At 69.7% G+C, this 21,077-nt stretch carries 21 protein-coding genes; 10 read left to right on the top strand and 11 right to left on the bottom strand.

The window, feature by feature from the left end:
- The first annotated feature begins 10 nt into the window (after positions 1–10).
- From OG587_RS03465 to OG587_RS03495, 7 genes are all read left to right on the top strand, one after another.
- Positions 11–1,183 (top strand): glycine C-acetyltransferase, encoded by a 1,173-nt coding sequence (locus tag OG587_RS03465; RefSeq protein WP_329086753.1) that lies wholly within the window; start codon positions 11–13, stop codon positions 1,181–1,183.
- Between the two features lie 170 nt (positions 1,184–1,353).
- Positions 1,354–2,850 (top strand): S1 family peptidase, encoded by a 1,497-nt coding sequence (locus OG587_RS03470; RefSeq protein WP_329086756.1) that lies wholly within the window; start codon positions 1,354–1,356, stop codon positions 2,848–2,850.
- 169 nt (positions 2,851–3,019) lie between these two features.
- Positions 3,020–4,504: a S1 family peptidase gene (locus OG587_RS03475; protein ID WP_329086758.1), complete on the top strand. Its 1,485-nt coding sequence runs from the start codon at positions 3,020–3,022 to the stop codon at positions 4,502–4,504.
- Positions 4,505–4,817: 313 nt separating this feature from the next.
- Positions 4,818–6,323: a S1 family peptidase gene (locus OG587_RS03480; protein WP_329086759.1), complete on the top strand. Its 1,506-nt coding sequence runs from the start codon at positions 4,818–4,820 to the stop codon at positions 6,321–6,323.
- A 384-nt stretch (positions 6,324–6,707) separates the two neighbouring features.
- Positions 6,708–7,709 carry a YVTN family beta-propeller repeat protein gene (locus OG587_RS03485; RefSeq protein WP_329086761.1) on the top strand — a complete coding sequence of 334 codons (1,002 nt, stop codon included), beginning with the start codon at positions 6,708–6,710 and terminating at the stop codon, positions 7,707–7,709.
- A 125-nt stretch (positions 7,710–7,834) separates the two neighbouring features.
- A complete protein-coding gene (locus OG587_RS03490; RefSeq protein WP_329086763.1) occupies positions 7,835–8,749 on the top strand; it encodes a LysR family transcriptional regulator in 915 nt (304 codons plus the stop codon).
- A 524-nt stretch (positions 8,750–9,273) separates the two neighbouring features.
- On the top strand, positions 9,274–9,438 hold the full coding sequence (locus OG587_RS03495) for a DUF397 domain-containing protein (RefSeq protein ID WP_329086766.1): 165 nt from the start codon (positions 9,274–9,276) through the stop codon (positions 9,436–9,438).
- 191 nt (positions 9,439–9,629) lie between these two features.
- Here OG587_RS03495 and OG587_RS03500 read toward each other — a convergent pair whose 3' ends face one another.
- Together OG587_RS03500 and OG587_RS03505 are read right to left on the bottom strand one after the other, a co-directional pair.
- Positions 9,630–9,947: a hypothetical protein gene (locus OG587_RS03500; RefSeq protein WP_329086768.1), complete on the bottom strand. Its 318-nt coding sequence runs from the start codon at positions 9,945–9,947 to the stop codon at positions 9,630–9,632.
- Positions 9,948–9,949: 2 nt separating this feature from the next.
- Complete coding sequence (locus tag OG587_RS03505; protein WP_329086770.1) at positions 9,950–10,108, bottom strand: hypothetical protein; 159 nt, start codon at positions 10,106–10,108, stop codon at positions 9,950–9,952.
- 48 nt (positions 10,109–10,156) lie between these two features.
- Between OG587_RS03505 and OG587_RS03510 the strand changes: the two genes are divergently transcribed.
- Positions 10,157–10,822 carry a maleylpyruvate isomerase N-terminal domain-containing protein gene (locus OG587_RS03510; protein WP_329086772.1) on the top strand — a complete coding sequence of 222 codons (666 nt, stop codon included), beginning with the start codon at positions 10,157–10,159 and terminating at the stop codon, positions 10,820–10,822.
- An 8-nt stretch (positions 10,823–10,830) separates the two neighbouring features.
- Here the strand turns inward: OG587_RS03510 and OG587_RS03515 are convergent, their stop codons facing one another.
- Positions 10,831–11,550, bottom strand: coding sequence for an aspartate/glutamate racemase family protein (locus OG587_RS03515; protein ID WP_329086774.1), 720 nt, complete (start codon positions 11,548–11,550; stop codon positions 10,831–10,833).
- Positions 11,551–11,570: 20 nt separating this feature from the next.
- Complete coding sequence (locus OG587_RS03520) at positions 11,571–13,151, bottom strand: NCS1 family nucleobase:cation symporter-1 (protein WP_329086776.1); 1,581 nt, start codon at positions 13,149–13,151, stop codon at positions 11,571–11,573.
- A gap of 346 nt (positions 13,152–13,497) precedes the next feature.
- Between OG587_RS03520 and OG587_RS03525 the strand changes: the two genes are divergently transcribed.
- On the top strand, positions 13,498–14,118 hold the full coding sequence (locus OG587_RS03525; protein WP_329093719.1) for a helix-turn-helix domain-containing protein: 621 nt from the start codon (positions 13,498–13,500) through the stop codon (positions 14,116–14,118).
- Here OG587_RS03525 and OG587_RS03530 read toward each other — a convergent pair.
- Together OG587_RS03530 and OG587_RS03535 are read right to left on the bottom strand one after the other, a co-directional pair.
- Positions 14,102–15,937, bottom strand: a complete 1,836-nt coding sequence (locus OG587_RS03530) for a hypothetical protein (RefSeq protein ID WP_329086778.1) — start codon at positions 15,935–15,937, stop codon at positions 14,102–14,104. The genes OG587_RS03525 and OG587_RS03530 overlap by 17 nt on opposite strands.
- A complete protein-coding gene (locus tag OG587_RS03535; protein ID WP_329086779.1) occupies positions 15,922–16,677 on the bottom strand; it encodes an ABC transporter ATP-binding protein in 756 nt (251 codons plus the stop codon). Before OG587_RS03535 ends, OG587_RS03530 begins: the two co-directional genes overlap by 16 nt.
- 473 nt (positions 16,678–17,150) lie before the next feature.
- On the opposite strand from OG587_RS03535, the gene OG587_RS03540 reads away from it, so the two are divergent.
- A complete protein-coding gene (locus OG587_RS03540; protein WP_329086781.1) occupies positions 17,151–17,525 on the top strand; it encodes a hypothetical protein in 375 nt (124 codons plus the stop codon).
- A 323-nt stretch (positions 17,526–17,848) separates the two neighbouring features.
- Here the strand turns inward: OG587_RS03540 and OG587_RS03545 are convergent, their stop codons facing one another.
- The 5 genes from OG587_RS03545 to OG587_RS03565 form a co-directional block, all read right to left on the bottom strand.
- Positions 17,849–18,586 carry an SRPBCC family protein gene (locus tag OG587_RS03545; protein WP_329086783.1) on the bottom strand — a complete coding sequence of 246 codons (738 nt, stop codon included), beginning with the start codon at positions 18,584–18,586 and terminating at the stop codon, positions 17,849–17,851.
- Position 18,587: 1 nt separating this feature from the next.
- Positions 18,588–19,217, bottom strand: a complete 630-nt coding sequence (locus OG587_RS03550) for an ArsR/SmtB family transcription factor (RefSeq protein ID WP_329086785.1) — start codon at positions 19,215–19,217, stop codon at positions 18,588–18,590.
- 261 nt (positions 19,218–19,478) lie between these two features.
- Entirely contained in the window at positions 19,479–19,877 is a 399-nt protein-coding gene (locus tag OG587_RS03555) for a hypothetical protein (protein WP_329086787.1), read from the bottom strand.
- Positions 19,874–20,254 carry an SgcJ/EcaC family oxidoreductase gene (locus tag OG587_RS03560; protein ID WP_329086790.1) on the bottom strand — a complete coding sequence of 127 codons (381 nt, stop codon included), beginning with the start codon at positions 20,252–20,254 and terminating at the stop codon, positions 19,874–19,876. The genes OG587_RS03555 and OG587_RS03560 overlap by 4 nt, the downstream gene beginning before the upstream one ends.
- 116 nt (positions 20,255–20,370) lie before the next feature.
- Positions 20,371–20,973 carry a PadR family transcriptional regulator gene (locus OG587_RS03565; protein ID WP_329086792.1) on the bottom strand — a complete coding sequence of 201 codons (603 nt, stop codon included), beginning with the start codon at positions 20,971–20,973 and terminating at the stop codon, positions 20,371–20,373.
- Between the last annotated feature and the right edge of the window lie 104 nt (positions 20,974–21,077).

The raw sequence follows: 21,077 nt of genomic DNA on the forward strand, positions 1-21,077 counted from the left end.
GGACCGCCTGATGTTCGACAATCTCCGCGACGACTTCCGTACGACCCTGAACGAGATCGCCGAGGCCGGGCTGCTCAAGCCCGAACGGGTCATCACCACCCCGCAGCGCGCCGGGATCGCGGTCGCGGGTGGCGGCGAGGTGCTCAACTTCTGCGCCAACAACTACCTCGGCCTGGCCGACCACCCCGAGGTGGTCGCCGCCGCCCAGGAGGCCCTCGACCGCTGGGGCTTCGGCATGGCGTCGGTCCGCTTCATCTGCGGCACCCAGGAGGTGCACAAGGAGCTGGAGGCGCGGCTGTCGGACTTCCTCGGCCAGGAGGACACCGTCCTGTACAGCTCGTGCTTCGACGCCAACGGCGGCGTGTTCGAGACGCTGCTCGACGACCGCGACGCGGTGATCTCCGACGCCCTCAACCACGCGAGCGTCATCGACGGCATCCGCCTGTCCAAGGCGCGGCGCCTGCGCTACGCCAACCGCGACATGGCCGAGCTGGAGGCGCGGCTCAAGGAGTCCTCCGGCGCCCGGCGCAGGCTGATCGTCACCGACGGCGTCTTCTCCATGGACGGCTACGTCGCGCCGCTGGACGAGATCTGCGACCTGGCGGAGCGGTACGAGGCCATGGTGATGGTCGACGACTCGCACGCCGTCGGCTTCGTCGGCAGCGGCGGCGGGGGCACCCCCGAGCTGCACGGCGTGCGGGATCGGGTCGACATCCTCACCGGCACGCTCGGCAAGGCGCTCGGCGGGGCCAGCGGCGGCTACGTGGCGGCGCGCGGGGAGATCTGCGAACTGCTCCGCCAGCGCTCGCGCCCCTACCTGTTCTCCAACTCCCTCGCCCCGGTGATCGCCGCCGCCTCACTGCGCGTCCTCGACCTGATCAGCGGCTCGGACGAGGCCCGGACGCGGCTGCGCGCCAACACCGAGCGGTTCCGCACCGGCATGACCGAGGCCGGGTTCGACATCCTGCCCGGCGACCACCCCATCGTCCCGGTGATGATCGGCGACGCCGCCGAGGCCGCCGCGATGGCCGAACGCCTGCTGGAGCTGGGCGTCTACGTGATCGGCTTCTCCTACCCCGTGGTCCCGCACGGCCAGGCCCGCATCCGGGTCCAGCTGTCCGCGGCCCACTCGGCCGAGGACGTCGACCGCGCGCTGGAGGCCTTCGCCACGGCCCGCGGCTGAACACCCTCGGCGAAACCCGCCGGAAATCGTCGTCCGCGTGGCGTTCGGCTTCCATGACCGTGACCGGCGTCGGCTGAATTAAAATCGTGCGTTGCCCACATAGCATGATCAATCCGTGATGTGCGGCGCTCTCCCCTCTTGCTTGGACAGCCGAGGTCGAGGAGAGACCGATGCCCCGCAGACACGCCGCCATCACGGGATGCGTCCTGGCGATCACCACCCTTACCGCGACGGCCGTCCCGACCGGCGACCGGCCCCTTACCGCCGACGTCACAGCCGCCGCGGTGAAACCGCCGCCGGGAATGCTCATGGCCCTTCAGCGCGACCTCCACCTCACCGCGAAACAGGCCCAGGCCCGGCTGCTCAACGAGACCCGCCAAGCGGAGGTCGAAACGCAGCTTCGCAGAAGGCTCGGTGACCGTTTCGGTGGTTCGTGGCTTGTCGGAACCATCGCGGAGACTCTCATGGTGGCCACCACCAACCCCGCCGACCTTCACCAGATCGCCGCCGAGGGTGCCCGGGGCAAGGTGGTCACCCGGTCGCTGCCCCAACTCCAGGCACTCAGGGCGCAGACGGACGAGGCCCTGGCCGCTCACCCGCTCGCCGGGGGGAATGTGCGTTACGTCGACGTGCGGGCCAACCAGGTCGTCGTCCTGTCCGACAAGCCGACGGCGACCAGGGCCGCCCTCAAGACCGCCGGTCTGCAACCGACCGCGGTGCGAGTGGTGTCCTCCCCTGAACGCCCCCTGCCCCTGTCCGATCTGGTGGGCGGCGAGGCTTATTACGTCGGTGCCACGACCCGCTGCTCGGTCGGCTTCCCAGTGGTCCGCGGTCTTCAGAACGGTTTCGTCAGTGCCGGTCACTGTGGCACGGCGGGGATGACCACCACCGCCGGCGCCGACCGGGTCGCCCAGGGGATCTTCCAGGCATCGATATTCCCGCTCCACGACTTCGCCTGGATCGCCGTGAACAAGGACTGGACGCCCAGGCCGGTGGTGAACAGTGGCAGCGGGGCCACCGTGAACGTCGCCGGTTCCAGGGTGGCCATCGAGGGGGCGTCGGTCTGCCGGTCCGGTTCCGCCACCGGCTGGCACTGCGGCGCCATCCGGCAACGCAACGCCAGCGTCGTCTACAGCCAGGGCACCGTCTCCGAGCTGACCCGGACCACCGTCTGCGCCGAGCCCGGCGACTCCGGCGGCTCCTTCATCGCCATCGACCAGGCCCAGGGCGTCACCTCCGGCGGCTTCGGAGACTGCGGCGCCGGTGGCGTCACCTACTTCCAGCCGGTCAACGAGATCCTCACGACCTACGGCCTGTCCCTGGTGACCATCCACGGTAATCCTCCCCCGCCGAGCACAGGCACCTGCACCGGCTACCCGCACACCGCCGAAGGCACGCTTCCCGTCGGGAGGACCGACTACCGGCTGGTCGACTACCAGTCGACCGCCGACGGTGTCCACTTCGCCTGCCTGGCCGGTGTCGTCGGCACTGACTTCGACCTCTACCTGCAAAAACAGGACGGCCAGAATTGGGTCACCGTCGCCGCCGCCGAAGGACCGACCCCCAGCGAGAAGATCGACTACACCGGCACGCCCGGCCACTACCGATACCGCGTGGTCGCCTCCAGCCGCTCCGGCGCCTACCTCCTGGGATACAAGGTGCCGTGATCCGCCCGATGGTCCTCGCTGGAAATCGTCGTCCGCGTGGCGTTCGGCTTCCGTGACCGTGACCGGCATCGGCTGGATTAAAGTTGTGCGTTGCCCACATAGCATGATCAACCGGTGGTACGTGGCGCTCTCCCCTCTTGCTTGGACAGCCGAGGTCGAGGAGAGACCGATGCCCCGCAGACACGCCGCCATCACGGGATGCGTCCTGGCGATCACCACCCTTACCGCGACGACCGTCCCGGCCGCCGCCCGGCCCCTGACGGCAGGTGCCGAGGTCGTGGTGAAGCCGCCGCCGGGAATGCTCACGGCCCTTCAGCGCGACCTCCACCTCACCGCGGAGCAGGCCCAGGCCCGGCTGCTCAACGAGAGCCGCCTGGCGCCGGTCGAAGCGGAACTCCGCACGAAGCTTGGTGACCGTTTCGGCGGCTCCTGGTTCACCGGAACCATCGCGCAGACCCTCGTGGTGACCACCACCGACCCCGCCGACCTTCCCCAGATCATCGCCGAGGGCGCCCAGGGCGAGGTGGTCACCCGGTCGCTCCCGGACCTCCACAAGGCCTTGGCGATCACCAACACGTCCCTGTCCAGTGCCGAGGGAAAGGTGCGCTTCATCGATGTGAAGAACAACAGGGTCGTCGTCCTCACCACGGACGCCCTGGCCACCGAGGACGAGATAGAGGCCAGCGGGGTGAGCGGGCGCGTCGTGCAGGCGGTGCAGTCCGGCGAGACTCCGCGACTCCTCAGCGACCTGGCGGGCGGCGACGCCTACTACATCGGCGTCGCGTCCCGCTGCTCGGTCGGGTTCTCCGTGACCAAGGGGACCCAGAACGGTTTCGTCAGCGCCGGTCACTGCGGCACGCAGGGCAAAACCGCCACCGGCTTCAACCGGGCGCCACTCGGTGTCTTCGAGGGGTCGACCTTCCCTGACGATGACTTCTCCTGGATCGCGGTGAACAGCGACTGGACGCCCAAGCCGTGGGTGGGCAACGGCGCGGGTGACGTGGTGAACGTCTCCGGTTCCAGGGCGGCCATCGAGGGGGCGTCGGTCTGCCGGTCCGGCTCGACCACCGGCTGGCACTGCGGCACCATCCTGCAGCTCAACACCAGCGTCGTCTACGGCCAGGGCACCGTCTCCGAGTTGACCCGCACCAACGTCTGCGCCGAGCCCGGCGACTCCGGCGGCTCCTTCATCTCCATCGACCAGGCCCAGGGCGTCACCTCCGGCGGCTCCGGAGACTGCGCCTCCGGCGGCGTCACCTACTTCCAGCCGATCGGTGAGATCCTCACCACCTACGGCCTGACCCTGCTGACCACCGCCACCCCCCCTGGCACGGGCGCGGACACCTGCACCGGCTACCCGCGCACCGTCGAGGGCACACTGACCGAGGGTGGTTCCGCCTACCAGCCGCGCGGTCGTCGCTACCGCTCGACCGTCGGCGGTGTCCACTCCGGCTGCCTGAACGCCAACGACGGCACCGACTTCGACCTCTACCTGCAGAAGTGGAACAACCGGAGCTGGGTCACCGTCGCCACCTCCGAGGGGCCGAACCCCGACGAGAAGATCGACTACACCGGCACGCCCGGCTACTACCGATACCGCGTGGTCGCCTCCAGTGGCTCCGGCCCCTACAGCCTGGGATACAGCACCCCGTAACCCGCCCGAGTCCCACCTCCTGCCGCTTCGACCCCCTCCCGGTCCGGCCTCACCGCCGAGATACGCGGCCTGTGGCATCGACGGGGCGGCAGGGGGTCCGGGGTGGCCAAGACCCGATCGACGGTGTCCCCGTCCGGGTCCCGGGATGCTCCGGCGAGCGTCGCCGGAGTCACCCCCGCGTGGCGTACGGCTTATGGAGCCGTGACCGGCATCGGCTGAATTAAGGTTGTGCTGCCCGCATCGCGTGATCAGCCGGTGGTGTGAGGTGCTCTCCCCCCTCTTTCTTGGATAGTCGAGGTCGAGGAGAGACCGAATGCCCCGCAGACACGCCGCCATCACGGGATGCGTCCTGGCGATCGCCGCCCTTACCGTGACGGCCGTTCCGGCCGTCGCCCGGCCCCTGACGGCAGGTGCCGAGGTCGTGGTGAAGCCGCCGCCGGGGATGCTCGCGGCCCTTCAGCGCGACCTCCACCTCACCGCGGAGCAGGCCCAGGCCCGGCTGCTCAACGAGGTCCGTCTGGCGCCGGTCGCGGCGCAGCTCCGCGAGGAACTCGGCGAGGACTTCGGCGGCTCATGGCTCACCGGAGATCTCGCACAGACCCTCGTGGTGGCCACCACCGACAAGGACCACACTCCCCAGATCGTCGCCGGAGGTGCCCGCGCCGAGGTCGTCACCCGGTCGTTGGAGCAACTCAACACGGCCCTCGACAAGGTCGACACGGCTCTGTCCGACCACCTGGGCGGGCCGGTGCGCTATGTCGACGTGAGGAGCAACAAGGTCGTCGTCCTGTCCAATGTGCCGTCGACAACCCAGAACGTCATCCAGGCCAGCGACGTGGACCCGGTCACGGTGCGGGTGGTGTCCTCCATCGAGCAGCCCCAGCTCCTGTCCGACCTGGTGGGCGGCAACGCCTACTACATCGGCACCTCGGAGCGCTGTTCGATCGGCTTCTCCGTGACCAAGGGGACCCAGAACGGTTTCGTCAGCGCTGGTCACTGCGGCACGCAGGGCAACACCACCAGCGGCTTCAACCATGTTGACCAAGGCGTCTTCCAGGCGTCGACCTTCCCGGACAGTGACCGCTCCTGGATCGCGGTGAACAGCGACTGGACGCCCAAGCCGTGGGTGGGTAACGGCGCGGGCGGGACGGTGAACGTCTCCGGTTCCAGGGTGGCCATCGAAGGGGCGTCGGTCTGCCGGTCCGGCTCGACCACCGGCTGGCACTGCGGCACCATCCAGCAGCTCAACACCAGCATCACCTATCCCCAGGGGAACGTCGCCGAGCTGACCCGGACCAACGTCTGTGCCGAGCCCGGCGACTCCGGCGGCTCCTTCATCTCCATCGACCAGGCCCAGGGCGTCACCTCCGGCGGCTCCGGAGACTGCACCTCCGGCGGCGTCACCTACTTCCAGCCGGTCGGCGAGATCCTCACCACCTACGGCCTGACCCTGACGACCACCAGCGGATCCACCCCGCCGCCACCACCTCCGCCGACGACCCCCGGCACGTGCACCGGCTATTCGAGGACCGTCACCGGCACGCTGACCAACGGCCAGTCCGTCTACCAGCCGAACAACCGCTACTACCAGTCGACCGCCGGCGGCCTTCACTCCGCCTGCCTGGACGGCGCCGACGGCACCGACTTCGACCTCTACCTGCAGAAGTGGGACAGCCGGAAGTGGATCTCCGTCGCCACCGCGGAAAGCCCGACCCCCGACGAGAAGATCACTTACACCGGCACGGCCGGCTACTACCGATACCGCGTGGTCTCCTTCAGCGGTTCCGGTGCCTACACCCTGGGATACAGCGCGCCATAACCCGCGGCCCAGGAAGCTGATCCCGGGACGTGGACGACGACACGGGCCGAAAGCAGGGCGGAGTTCCGCGGAACTCCGCCCTTTCGTCCGGACGAGCAGGGACGGAGCACAGTCGCCACCCGCGCGCCACGCGGCGGCGAGTCGACCACGGCCGCTCTCGGCCCGGCTGCCGTCGAGCGATGAGTCGATCAAGCAAATGGCCGCAGGGGTTCAAGTCGGTGTGTTGTTTTCCGGACACAATGTCATACGGACGTAGAACGGAACCTCGTAGTGTCGTTGGAGGTTCTGGTGCTTCGACTTTGGATGAGAAACGCAATTGAGAATCACCGTCGGAAGCCATCCAGTCGATTCCAGGGACGCGGGCGATGCCGGGTCCGTCCGCCCATGGCCGCGATGGCCGTCGCGGCGGGGTTCGCGATACCGGCGGCCATGGCCACCCCGGCTGCGGCGGCCCCGCAACCCGTGAGGTTCATCTATGTGGCCAACACGCAGTCGGACTCCGTATCGGTGATCGACACCGCGACCAGCAAGGTCACCACCACCATCCCCGTCGGACGCAACCCTCTCGAAATAGCGATCTCTCCCAACGGCGCCCGCGCCTACGTGACCAACCAGGGATCGGACACCGTGTCGGTGATCAACACCGCCACCAACAAGGTCACCGCCACCATCCCCGTCGACGACTACCCGCTGGGGATCGTGGTCTCCCCTCGCGGCACCCGCCTCTACGTGACCAACACGCAGTCGGACAGCGTGTCGGTGATCAACACCGCCACCAACAAGGTCACCACCATCATCCCCGTCGGACACCACCCCTTCAGGGTCGCGATCTCTCCCAACGGCACCCGCGCCTACGTGACCAACCAGGACTCGGACTCCGTATCGGTGATCAACACCGCCACCAACAAGGTCACCACCACCATCCCCGTCGGACACCACCCCTTCGGAGTCGCGATCTCTCCCAACGGCACCCGCGCCTACGTGACCAACCAGGACTCGGACACCGTATCGGTGATCAACACCGCCACCAACAAGGTCACCACCACCATCCCCGTCGGACACCACCCCTTCAGGGTCGCGATCTCTCCCAACGGCACCAATGCCTACGTGACCAACCTGGACTCGGACACCGTGTTGGTGATCGACACCGCGACCAGCGTGATCATCGCCACCATCGCCGTCGGCCGGAATCCCTTCGGAGTCGCGATCTCTCCCGACGGCACCCGCGTCTACGTGACCAACCTGAGCGCGGACTCCGTGTCGGTGATCGACACCGCGGCCAACAAGGTCACCGCCACCATCTCCGTCGGCGACGGACCCTTCGGGATCGCGGCCGGACGCGCCGTCCACTGGAGCCGCGCCTCGACCAAGGTTCGGCAGGCCTGAGGGAGCGTCCGCACCACTCAGGTTCACACCGGCGTCAAGGCCGGAACGGCTCGCCGATCGCCTGTCCGCGCACCTCTGACGGACCTGCGTCGCAGCTCACGGACGGCCTCGGCGAGAATGAACGCGTGATAGACACGCGGCGGCTCAGGACCCTGCGTGCGGTGGCCGACCACCGCACGGTCACCGCCGCCGCCGCGGCACTGCACCTGACCCCCTCGGCGGTCTCCCAGCAGCTCGTCGCCCTGGAACACGAGGTGGGCCACCGGCTGCTCGACCGCGACGGCCGGGGCGTGCGGCTCACCGCCGTCGGACGCATCCTTCTCGACCACGCCAACGAGGTCCTCGCCCAGCTGGAGCGGGCCGGGGCCGACATCGCCGCCTACACGACCGGTACGGCGGGCGAGGTGAAGGTGGCCTCCTTCGCCACCGCGATCGGGCTGGTCGTGGCTCCCGCGGTCGGAGCCCTGCGGGGCAAGGAGCCCGGCATCCGGGTGCGCGTCCTGGACGCCGAGGGCGACCAGAGCCTCACCATGGTCCTGGACGGCGCGGTGGACGCGGCCGTGGCCGTGGAGTATCGCGGGGCCCCGGCCGAGGACGACCGGCGGCTGTCGCGCATCCCGCTCTACTCCGAGCCGTTCGACGTGGTGCTCCCCCGAGGCCACCGCCTCTCCGGGGGCGAGGTGACGGTCGCGGACCTGTCGGGCGAGACCTGGATCGGCCCCTATCCGGGCAACCCCTGCCACGACGTGATCGCGCTGGCCTGCGAGCACGCGGGCTTCACCCCCGAGTTCGCCCACTCCTCCGACGACTTCAGCGCGGTGGTCGCGCTGGCCGCCGCCGGAGCCGGGGTGGCGATGGTGCCGCGCCTGGCCCTGCGCGGCACCGACCTGTCCGGCGTGGTGATCCGCCCGGTGCCCGGCCCCGAACGCCGCGTCTTCGCCGCCGTACGCCGAGGCGCCGAGCGGCATCCCCTGCTCGTCCCGCTGCTGGACGCCCTCCAGGACACCGCGACGCCCCTGCGCCCGACCCCACCCCCGTGACGAGGACGCCCGGTGAGACCGCGGACGCCTTCGGTGTGTACGAAACGCCGCGGTGCCCGTCGTCCGCGCCTTCGAGTTCCGGAGGCGACGGGGGTTCCCCGCCGTCGTCCGTCCACGGTCCCGTCAGGACAGGCCACCGGTGTCAGTGACGGTGTCGATGTCGGTGACAGTGACGGTGTCGGTGTCGGTGACGGCCTGTCGCCACCACCATCAGAGCGACCGCGGCGATCGACCCGGCGATCACTGCCTGAAACACCAGATCCATATCACCCACTCCATCCCAAAGATTCCCTATGGGGCTTTTCGTGGAACAGAGGGCTCATGGATGCGTCACGAATTACATACTTCCCGGAAAACGCTTAACCTGACCGCACCCACCCTCCAGGGCGGATCCTCCCGACCCGCACGACCCGGGCGGACGCCCCTGGGGAGTGGGCGCGCTTCGGGTGGCGCTACGAGGACGCCTCCGGCCGGAGCCTGCACCGGGATGGACATGGTGCACGTCACCGTTGAGGGCGACATCGATGAGATCCGGTGACGACGCGAGCAACTGCGTCGAAGTCGCCAACCTGTCCAACGGCCACCGAGGCGTCCGCGACAGCAAAAACCCCACCGGCCCCGCCCTCATCCTCACCCCCGCGACATGGGCCACCTTCGCCAACAGCATCAAGCACGGCGACTTCGGCTGACTTCACGACGTTCAGGCGCACGTTCCCCGACGAGCCCTTCGGTCACCCTGCCGGAGGGCTCGTCAACGTCCCGCAGGAGTGAAAGCTCGGTGCGTGTTCGAGAGGTGATCGCGAGGTCGTTCCGTGACGGAAGATGAGACAGAGGATGACGCGACAGCACGCGCAGGTAGTCGACGGCGTCAGCCCTCTGATCAGCGTGGGCGGCTGAGGGCGGCCTCGGCCAGATCCGTCCATTTCCCGGCCGAGGAGTGGGGCACGACCACCCAGTCCTTCATCGCCCTGCCCTGCCCTGAGGGGTCGAACAGGGACGCCCCGGCCAGCTGGAGCGCGGCTGTGTGTTCGGGGGTGTCCCTGACCAGCCGGAACACCATCGCGCCGTCGCGCTGCAGGCTCGCGAACACCTTCCCCGCCTGATCTTTGAGCGCGGGACTCCCCATCATCCTGGAGATCCCTACACCCAGGTCGGCCAGCTCGGCGCCGACCTGCTTGAAATCCTCTTCCGCGCTCATCGTCAGTCGGTCCCAAACTCCATGGCGTGGTCGAGCGGCTTGTCGTGGTCGGGGCTCTTCCCGCGTGACGCGGTCGCCTCGACCCCGCCTTCCGGCAGCACGGCGATCAGGCTAGTCGTCCTGTCGGCATCGATCAAGGCCGGATGCGGGGTGCCGACCATGCCGAGTCCCGCCCAGCTACTCCCGCCACTGCCGATATGGTTCCCGGCATGCCCGTACCAGCTGAGACAGGACCATCCCCCGTGACGGCGGATGATCTCGACCTGGCCGTCCGGCTCGCCGTCGGCGTCCTCCGGGAGGTGCCCGCGGCGGCCTGGGACGACAAGGCGGGTTCCCTGGAGTGGGACCGCTGGGAGACCGTCGAGCACCTCGCCGACGACCTCTTCTCGTACGCCGCCCAGATAGCCCCCAGGACACCGCCCCTGGACGGGGTCGTGCCCTTCGCGTGGGAGCGCCGGAGGCCCGGAGGGCCCGCGAACGCCATCCACGCGGACCGGGCTGCGGGACCGGCCGGGCTGTTGCAGGTGCTGGAGGCGAGCGGCGCGCTGCTGGTCGCCATGGTGCGTACGACACCGGCGCGGGTTCGCGCCCACCACGGCCACGGGGCGTCGGACCCGGAGGGGTTCGCGGCGATGGGGATCGTGGAGACCCTGGTGCACACCCACGACCTGGCCGAGGGCCTCGGACTCGCCTGGACCCCGCCCGCCGACCTGTGCTCACGGGTGCTCGCCCGGCTGTTCCCGAACGCCCCGGAGAGCGACGTCCCGGAGGGCACGGACCCCTGGCAGACCCTGCTGTGGGCCACCGGCCGCACCGAACTTCCCGGCCGCCCGCGCCTGACCACCTGGCGCTGGTACGGCGCACCCCGGCCGTAAGGGATACGTCAGACGGAGAAGTCGCGGAGCAGGCCCGTGTACCTCTTGGGGCCCGGTGGGGCGAACTCGCCCCGGGTGCTCGTCCGCAGGCCCAGGGAGACCAGCGACTCGACGAGCTTGGTCGCCACGGCCACGCCGTCGATCACGGGGACGCCGATGGCGCGGGAGACGTCCGCGCAGAACGAGGCCATGCCCGCGCAGCCGAGCACGATCGAGTCGCATCCGTCCCGCTCCACGGTCTCGGCGCAGAGGGCGGTCACCACCTTCCGCGCGTCCGAGGACGGGTCGTCCAGCTCCAGTACGGGGATGTCGCAGGCGTGCACCCCCCGGCACGCGCCCGCGAAGCCGTACCGGGCGGCGAGGTCCCAGGCTCGGCCCGTGGTCCTGGCGAGGGTCGTCACGACGCTGAAGCTCCGGCCGACCAGGACGGCGGCGTGCATGGCCGCCTCGGCGATCCCGACCACCGGTCCCGAGGCCAGCTCGCGGGCGGCGTCGAGGCCGGGGTCGCCGAAGCAGGCGATGACGTACCCGTCCGCCCCCGCCGCCTCGCCCACCGCGATCTCCGCCAGCAGGCCCGGCACGGCGAGGGCCTCGTCGTAGTGGCTCTCGATCGACTCGGGGCCCATCGCCGGGTTGACCGCCGTGACGACGGTGGACGGTGCCGCGACCGCCCGCGCGCACCGGCCGATGTTCTCGGTCATGGCACGGGCGGTGTTGGGGTTGATCACCCGAATTCCGACGCGGGTCATCAACCGGCCAGGGTCGTGCCGTCCGACACCCGCTCGGCGTCGCGGTCGAGACCGCCGATCCTCGGCGACATCCGCTCCAGCACGGTGAACGCCACGAACCCGAGCCCGCAGCCGACGAACCAGCTGTAGTCGGCGATCCAGGTCACGTCGGCCGTGGTGAGCTCCAGGTCCAGCAGCATCTTCGGCGCGAGCACCGACGCGATCGCGGGGACCCCGCTGAACACCGTCGCCCAGACCGCGTTGGGGTTGTAGCCGCCCCGGAAGAAGTAGCGGCCGGCCGGTTCGAGCGTGAACAGGTCGTCCACCCAAACCCGCTGGCGGCTCACGATGTAGTAGCCGGAGATCAGGATCCCGAACAGCGGCCCGATCAGGGCGCCGAGGATGCCGAGCGTGTAGTGGATGGCGTCCGGGTTGCTGTACCAGTTCCATGGCGTGAGCAGCACCGAGCCGACCGCCGCGATCATGCCGCCGGTCCGCCAGCTGATCTTCTGCGGGTTCACGTTGGAGAAGTCGAACGCCGGGGAGATGAAGTTCGCGACGATGTTGATGCCGATGGTCGCGATGACGAAGGTGAGCCCGCCCAGCAGGATCGCGAACGGCGTGTCGATGCGCTCGACCGTGTGGATGGGGTCGGTGATGAGCTCGCCGAACACGGGCACGGTCGCCGACGCGGTGATCACCGTGAGCAGCGAGAAGAACAGGAAGTTGACCGGCAGCCCGAGGAGGTTGCCCTTCTTCACCGACGCGAACGACCTCCCGTACCGGGAGAAGTCACCGAAGTTCAGCATCGGCCCGGAGAAGTACGAGACGACGAGGGCGATCGCGCCGAGCATGACCGGGATGGACGCGCCGAAGTCGAGGTTCTCGCCCTCGGAGAGGTCGAGGCTGATGTTCTCCCAGCCCGCCTGGCTCACCAGGTAGACGGCGAGCACGACCATGACGACGTACACGGCGGGCCCGGCCCAGTCGATGAACCGCCTGATCGCCTCCATGCCCTTCCAGAACACGGCCGCCTGAGCCACCCAGAGGATGGCATAGCAGATGTAGCCGAGCGCGGACAGGCCGAGGAAGCCGCCCTCGTTCAGCGCCGCCGACGCGGGCCAGAACTTGAGGAAGATGATGATGAGCGACTGGGAGGCGAGGTAGGTCTGCACCCCGTACCAGGCGATCGCGATGAGCCCGCGGATGACGGCGGGGATGTTCGCGCCGCGCACCCCGAAGATCGCCCGGTTGATGACCGGGTACGGCACGCCGGTGACCTGGCTCGGCTTGGCGACCAGGTTGCAGAACACGTTCACGATGACGATGCCCGCGAGCAGGGCGAACAGGACCTGCCAGCTCGCCAGCCCGAGGGCGAACAGGCTGCCCGCGGTGACGTAGCCGCCGACGCTGTGCACGTCGGACATCCAGAAGGCGAAGATGTTGTACGAGGACCACGTCTGCTCGCGGAGCGGGGCGAGGTCCTCGTTCGCGAGCCGGGGGTCGTAGCCGGGCTTGATGAGACCGGCGCCGACGGGCATGCCTGCCGCCTCGACGACGTCGTGTAGTTTCGGCTGGGACGGTGCGCTGTGTTCGGTCATGGTCGGCTTCCGTGGGGGGTACGGTGCGGGAACCGGTGTGTCCCGCGTGGGCGTGCCAGGGCGGAAGGTGCTCGGGGATCGGTTCGAGGGATCGACTCGGGGGATCGACCCAGGGAATCGGCTCGAAGAATCGGCTTCGGAGGATCGGCGAGAATGGTGTGTCGGCGGAGCCGCGGCAACCGCTCGGGGCTGCGTGACGAGCTGTGGCCGAGGTCGTTACCGGGGCTGTGGCGTGGGCTGTTAAGTGGTCACTTAACAGCTGTCGTCAATGTATGCCTTGACACCCGAGCCCTAATTTCGCCCGCGTAAAGGCCTTGTGACAATTGGTGTGGAGGCCGTGACAGCCATGACCCCGGAACCCGGCACGGAGATCGAGGCGATCACGAACGAGCACCTCGGCCGGAGGCTCCGCGAGCTGCGGCTCCGGTCGGGGATGTCGCTGCGTGCCCTGGCACGCGAGCTCGGCATCTCGGCCAGCGCGGTCTCCCAGATCGAGCTCGGCACGATGCGGCCGTCCGTCAGCAGGCTCATCGCCTTCGTATCCGCGATCGGCGTGCCGCTCGCGGCCGTGTTCGACACCGCGGAGGTGACCGGCGCCGGCCCGGCGGGGCCGGACACACCCGCCGGCCGGTTCGCCATCCGGCGCTCGTGGGAGGTCGCCCCCATCCGGCTCAGCGGCGGCGTCACCTTCCGCAGGCTCTCGCCCACGCCGTCACCCGACGTCGAGTTCTTCGAGTCGACCTATCCGCCGAGCTCGACCTCCAACGCCCACGGCCACTTCCTCAAGCACGAGGGCTACGAGGTCGGGACCGTGACCCGGGGCGAGCTGACCATCGACTTCGAGTCGGAGGTCGTCACCCTCGCCGAGGGCGACTCCATCACCTTCCCGTGCAGCCGCCCCCACATCATCGGCAACCGCTCGGAGACCGTCACCGCCGTCGCGACCTGGCTCATCGTTCACCACTGAGTTCACCACTGAGTTCACCGCTGAGGTCACCACTGACCGTCGGCGGCTCCTTGCGGCGGTAGGAGAGGACCACGCCCGTCGTGTAGATGGCCACCCCCAGCAGGACCATGAACACGATCGTGGGCCACTGCAGCCACGACGGCAGGTAGAGGGCCAGGAACCACGCGCGCGTCGGGCTCTCCGACACCTTGAGATAACCGGCCAGCAGCCCCTGCGGGAACAGCGGGATCGCGCCGACCGTGAAGCAGATCCCGATGATGATCTGCTTGTGGCGCGGCAGCTCCTCGAAGGGGAGCCGCCCGCCCGCGCCCGGTTTGGGAGCCGGTCGGCGGCCGGTGCGCATCGTGTCGAGCAGCTCGGGCCCCTTCGCGAGCAGCCGTCGTTCGGCGAGCAGCCCGAACCACCGGTAGCAGAGAATTCCCGTCAGGGCGCCGACGGCCACCCCCGCCCAGCCGAACAGCCCGGCCGCGATCGCCGCGGGGGCCGCGGTGAGGGCCGCCAGCGCCAGCACCGCGTACACCATGCCGGTGACCGCGCCGTCCTCCTCCGTGGAGCGCAGCGGGTTGCCGCCGCGCCGGTGCGGGTCGGTGCCGGGGATGAGCCCGTACACCGAGACCAGGGGGACCAGCCCGGCACCGCCGCCCAGCAGGGCCAGGAGGACGGCGAGCAGCATGGGCCACGGCCCGCCGGTGACCACGGCGAGAGAGACCGTCAGCACGAGGGCGACGGGCGCGACGGTCAGCAGCCACGCGTGCTGACGGCCGCGGACGTCGCTCGCGCCGGGTGTCATGAGCGTGAGCCACAGCGCGGTGCCGTCGGTGCCGTAGAGGTTGGCCGACATGGCCGCGGCCATCACGACGAAGACCGGCCCCGCCCAGGGCAGCATCCCCGTCCAGCCCACCAGCAGCGGGGCCGCGGCGAAGGACACGCCGTAGGCGAGGGCGAAGGTCAGCTGGTGCGTGCGCACCAGGTCACGCGACCAGGTACGCAGTTCCTTGGCGAGTACGGCGCCGGAGGCGGTGGTGGCCCGGATCGGTCGGCGTCCCCTCGTGGCCGCCCTGGACGCCCCGGCCCGGCGGGTGAGCAGCGCCGCCCACGCGGCCAGCAGCAGGACGACCAGCAGCGCCATCCCGCCGAGGGCCGCCGCGACCCTCGGCCAGTCGGCGGACGCGGCGGCCTCGACCGCGACCGTCCCCCAGCCGGAGGGCAGGTAGCGGGTCGCCGCCGTCACCACCGGCGGGACCCCGGCCGTCTGCCCGAGCGCCATGAAGACGACCCAGATCTGGCCCAGGAAGGCCAGGATCAGGCCGTTGGTCAGGCCGGCCCCGACCGCGCCCACGCGGGAGCGCAGGGCCATGCCGAGCAGGGCGACCGCGACCCGGGAGAGCAGGACGAACATCGTGAGCTGGAGCAGCAGCGCGGGGAGCGAGACGAGCGCGGCCGCGACACCTTGCCGTACGCCGAAAACCGCGAGCCCGCTCAGGGCGAGCAGGCTGATCACGGGCGCCACCCCGACGAAGGCCGCCACGAGCAGTCCCGTGGCCAGGCGGCGCGGTCGCAGGCCGAGCAGCGTGAAGTACTCGGGGCGGAGTGTCTCGTCGCCGCCACCGGCGAAGACGGGACCGAAGATCCAGCCCAGCATCCAGACCGCGTAGACGGCCGGGAGCAGGTCCGGCCAGGAGAAGGCCACGAAGATCGTGCCGGCCGCGAGAACCAGGCCGACCAACGCGCCCATCACGACGAAGCCTGCCCGCTGCCCGCTCATCGAGTGACGGAGCACGGCCACCTTCATGCCGACCATGGTCAGTTCGACAGCCACGTCAGCTCCTTCACCCCGCCGTCGGCGGTGCCGACCAGGTCAACGAAGGTGTCTTCGAGGGAGCCGGTGCCGCGGACCTCGTCCAGGGTCCCCGCGGCGGCCACCCTGCCCTTGTCGATCACCGCGACGTGGTCGCAGAGCTGCTCCACGAGGGCCATGACGTGGCTGGAGAGCACGATGGAACCACCACCGGCCACGAAACCGCGCAGGATCGTCTTGATCGTCGCGGCGGACACCGGGTCCACGGCCTCGAAGGGCTCGTCGAGCACGAGCAGCCTCGGCGCGTGCAGCAGGGCGGTGGCCAGGCCGATCTTCTTGCGCATCCCGGTGGAGTACTCGATGACGAGCGTCTTCTCCGCCTCGTCGAGCTCCAGTACCGACAGCAGCTCCTCGGCGCGCTGGTCGACGGTCTCGCGCGGCAGCCCGCGGAGCAGCCCCAGGTAGGTCAGCACCTCCCTGCCGGTGAGCCGTTCGGGCATGGCCATCCCGTCGGGCAGCACGCCGACCAGCGTCTTGGCTGCGGCCGGGTCGGACCAGACGTCGGTGCCGAAGATTCGCGCGTGGCCCTCGTCGGGACGCAGCAGGCCGACGGCCATGGACAGGGTGGTGGTCTTGCCGGCGCCGTTCTGGCCGACGAGCCCGTAGAAGGAGCCCCGGGGGATGTTCAGATCCACGTGGTCGACGGCGACCTTCTGCCCGAAGGTCTTGCACAGGCCGTGGATCTCAAGTGCTGCGGGCATGGAGTACTCCGGAGTACGGGGTGGAGAAATGCCGGTTCACGTGCGGTGACCGAAATCAAGAAATATGAGCTTTGAGAACTTACAGCGGCGACAGCGGCGTGTACCAGACCCGCCGGGAGCGGTTGCACAGCGGCCCGCCTCGCGCCCACCCGGAGGTGGCGGACGCGAGGCGGGCCGGACGGTTCCCGACGGTCAGACCGGCCGGGGGTCAGGGGGTCAGGGCGCGCAGGTCTGCGGCTGCCTGCGCCCGGCAGGGCGCACCGGAACAGGGACGGGTTGATCACCGACGGCGGGCGCCACTCCCGCGAGGCCTGCTCGTAGGCGTACGCGTAGGCCAATTTCGGATGGGTTACTATCCGCCACGGACTCGGAGTGAGGGGTCCTCCGGTCCACCGGCCGCCGTCGAACGACACCGGCCCGCGCCGTGCGAGCCACGTGAGCGGACGGGATCCGGCCGACCTATCCTGGGAGAGGTGGAAGAGAACCGGGCACGACGCATCGTTGACGCGCTGCGCGATCGTGGCATAGACGGGCACCTGGCGAGGGTCGGCGTGTACCAGTTCGGGATACGCGTGTCACTGCCCGACGGGCGTGAGGCGGAGTGGGACACCGACGGCACCGCGGGCCTCGAAGCCCAGGTGATGCGGAACGGGATGCTGGTCGGTTTCGTCCCCGTGATCGAGGGGTCCGAGGACTTCGACGAGCAGCAGGTCCTCGACGCCATCGCACGGACCGACTACGACCAGCCCATCGCCAGGCAGCGCGCGCAGGCGCCGCCACCGGCCGAGCCCCTGCCCCGCATCGGCGGCGTCTTCCGCCGCTTCTTCGACGGTTTCCGCTACCGGTGACCGCGGCCTGACGGTCGTTTCTTCAACGGCTTCCGCTCTTCCGCTATCGGTGACGGCGGTCTGATGGTTGTTTCTTCGACGGCTTCCGCTCTTCCGCTACCGGTGACGGCGATCTGACGGTTCGACGCCGATGTCCGGCGTTCGCCGGACATGCGTACGCCCGCCGCCCGCCGCCCTTCGGTGGAAGGGTGACGGGCGGCGGGCCGCGGTAGCTCAGGCGGGTGGCTCCGCGAGATTCACGGCCGGGCGAACGGCCGAGCGAACGGCCGAGCGAACGGCCGAGCGAACGGCCGAACGGCCGAACGGCCGGGCGGCCGGGCGGCTCAGGCGTAGACGGACGCGAGCCACGCGCCCCAGGTCCGCTCGGCGTCGGCCTGGTCGACGTCGGTGAAGATGTGGTGGCCGGTCATGATGACGCCGCCGCCCCCGACGAACCGCAGCAGCGCGTCATCGGTCCGCACCCCCAGGAAGCCGGGGGCCAGCACCGTGTCGACCACGCCGTCGACGGTCTGGCCCTCGACCGTGAAGTGCACCTTGTCCCCCTCCTTGACCTGCTCGGACAGGCCCACGGCGCGGGTGAGACCGGCCCAGACCAGCTCCTGGTCGGGCTGCTGCGGGCCGAACGCGGCGACCGGCACGGCGGTGCGGCCCGGGAAGTGCTCCAGGTAGCGCGCGAGGGTCTGCAGGTAGAGCGGGTTGCCCTTGCGCAGCGCGTCGTACTCCGCCTCCCAGTCGCCGGTCAGGATGCCGCTGTGCACGAACCGCAGCACGGTGCCGCCGCCGTCACGGCCCTCGACGAGGTATTCGAACGCCATGAACGCGCCCTCCTCGTCGGGCGCCGAGCGGTAGCCGAACCGGTGCGGCGGCTCCCAGGCGGTGACCGTGGACTCACCGGTGAAGCCGGGCATCGCCATGGACGCCTTGCCGCCCTCGCGGGGCTCGATCTCGTTCTTGCCCATGAACCACGAGTCGACGCCGGGGCCGGTCGCGATCGCCGCCCAGACCTGCTCGGGGGTGGCCTGGAGGTCGACGTCGTGGGTGAGACGGAATTCGTGCGACATGTCAGGACTCCTTGGTGTCATTGCCGCCCGCGTCGATCTGCGGTGCGGTATCCGAGCGCAGGCTCGGGTGGATGGCGATGATGACCCGGTGGTCACGGCCGCCGGGGGTGTGTTCGTCGTGGTAGCGGCTTGCCAGCGCGGTGATCGTCGCGGTCAGCTCCCGGGTGAACGCGGCGCGGTCGGTGGCCGAGGCGAACCGGACGCTGCCGTCGAGCGCGAACGTCGTGGCCGACCTGCCGACGCGGGCGGCGCCGCCGAGCAGCGCGCCCACCTCCGTGACCAGCCGGGCGGCGATGGCCAGCAGCCAGCGTACGGAGAGCCGGTCGGGTGAGCGGGCCGGGTCGGGCTGGAGCGCGGAGAGCGCCGACGGCGAGATCACGAACGACGCGGCGACGGCCCGCAGCACCCGTTCGGTGACGTTGCCCCTGCGCCGCTCCTCGATCAGCTTCACCAGGCCGTGGGCCTGAAGGATCTTCAGGTGGTAGTTCACCTTCTGCCGGGGCAGCCCGATGATCGCCGCCAGGCTGGTCGCCGAGTGCGGCTCCACCAGCAGCGCCAGCAGCCGCGCCCGAATCGGGTCGAGCGCCGCCTCGGCGGCCCCGGCCTCTTCGATTACCCCGACTTCGAACATACCCCGACGATACGTGCCGACGACTTCTATTGTCAATACAAAAAAAATTGTCGGTGCGGGCGGACACCGCGCCGGCGACGCGACCGCTGGGGCGACGACCCGCGCCGCGCCCTCCGCGCCCTCCGCGACTGACGCCGAACCACCCCGCCGGCCGCTCCCGTCCCGGAGTGCGCGCACAGGCACCACCACCGGCCGCGCCTCCTGCCCCGCGCCGGCGACATCCTCCCTCAGCCGGTGAGATCGCGCGGTGTCACCGGAGCACTAGACCAGATGGGTCGAACAGCCCAGGCGCTGTCCCACCTGGACGAGATTCTCGGCGAACCCCTGCCGCGTCCTGTCGGCGAAGCCGACGAAAAAGCGGTTGGCCAGCGGCACGCCCCACCGCATCCACTGGGCGACGTTGAAGACCCGGTGCACGAGCATCGCGCCCTGCGGGTGCGGTTCGACGCTCCACTCGCCTCGATACCACCAGCCGCCCTGGAGGGAGATGGTGTGGCCGATGACCTCCACGGTGGAGGTGTGACCGGGCAGATCCTCGACAGTGAAACGGCCGGTGCGCCGATCGTCGGGCAGCAGTGCGCCCGCCAGGTCGTCGAAGACCACGGCGACCGGCGCCTCGACGATCCCGGCGACCTCGGTGATCAATTTCCTCCCTGTCACCGGGCCACCCTGGTGTTCTGGAAGGAGGCGAACCGCCATCCTTCGGGCGTGCCGACGGCGGTGAAGGAGACGATCGACTCGCGGAGCTCGCCCGCCAGGTCGGTGCCACCTTCCGAGATCACCAGGACCGCCGTGTCGGCCAGCGGTTTGACCTTGATCCGGTCGTTCGGGAGGGACATGGTGGAGCCCTTGAGCGGGCCGTCGAAGAGCCAGCGATGCGAGGACTCGATGGCCACCCGCCCTTCGCTGTGCGTGCCGTTGAAGACGATGTAGTCGGCGTCCTCGGTGAAGAGGGCGGCGTAGGCGGTGGCGTCGCCCGCGTTCCACGCCTCGGCGAGGCGGGTGAGCAGGCCGGTGATCTCCGTGTTCACGGACATGGCGCGATTCCTCATGGTCGCGGCGCCTATCCTGGAGGTTGTGAGTCCAGACAGGGCAGGCGCCTTGTTGGGATGTCCGGCTGCCAGGGTGTTGGCGCACCCTGGCAGCCGCTTTCTCATGGGCCGTCGAGTGTCTGCGACAGCAGGTCCTGCCTGACGGTGCCCGACCAGTCGAGCTCCCCGGATTCCAGGCGGGCGATGACGCCCCGCACCCAGGCCAGCTCGGCCTCGTTCAGCGTGCGCTCGTAGTCGACCTCGATCATCAGGATGTCGGGCAGGCCGCTGTCCTTCATGACGCGTAGGTGAGCGTTCATCCCGGCCAGCAGCCCTTCGATCGTCGCGGCCCTGGTACGCAAAGCGCGCAGCGCGTCGGGCACCTGCAAGGTGCCGACGAGGGAGATGGCCGCGGTGAACGTACGGCGGTCGGGGTTGGGGTTCTCAAGGAGCGCGCGGAGCCTGGTCGACAGCTCTCCGCGGCCCTCGTCGGTGATCTCGTAGACCGTACGCTCCGGCCGTCGACCGTCCCTGCTGGTCTCGACCGGGACGATCAGATCCTCACCGGCGAGCTTCTCGACCGCGTGGTAGAGGCTCCTGGGCAGCCCCGTCACGTAGTCCTTGTGCGTGTCGACGATGAAGCGGTGGAGTTCGTAGGGATGGCTGGCGCGCACCGAGAGCATGGCCAGCACGGTCAGGCCGACCAGATCAGGGCGTCGCGCCATGATGATGCCTTTCTCTATATTGCGTTATGCACTATAGCAGAAACAACGAATACCCCATCGTGGTGCTGCTACCGGCGCGGATCCCAGCCGTGGCCTCACGATGT

The sequence above is a fragment of the Streptosporangium sp. NBC_01469 genome (assembly GCF_036227305.1).
Classification (GTDB): domain Bacteria; phylum Actinomycetota; class Actinomycetes; order Streptosporangiales; family Streptosporangiaceae; genus Streptosporangium.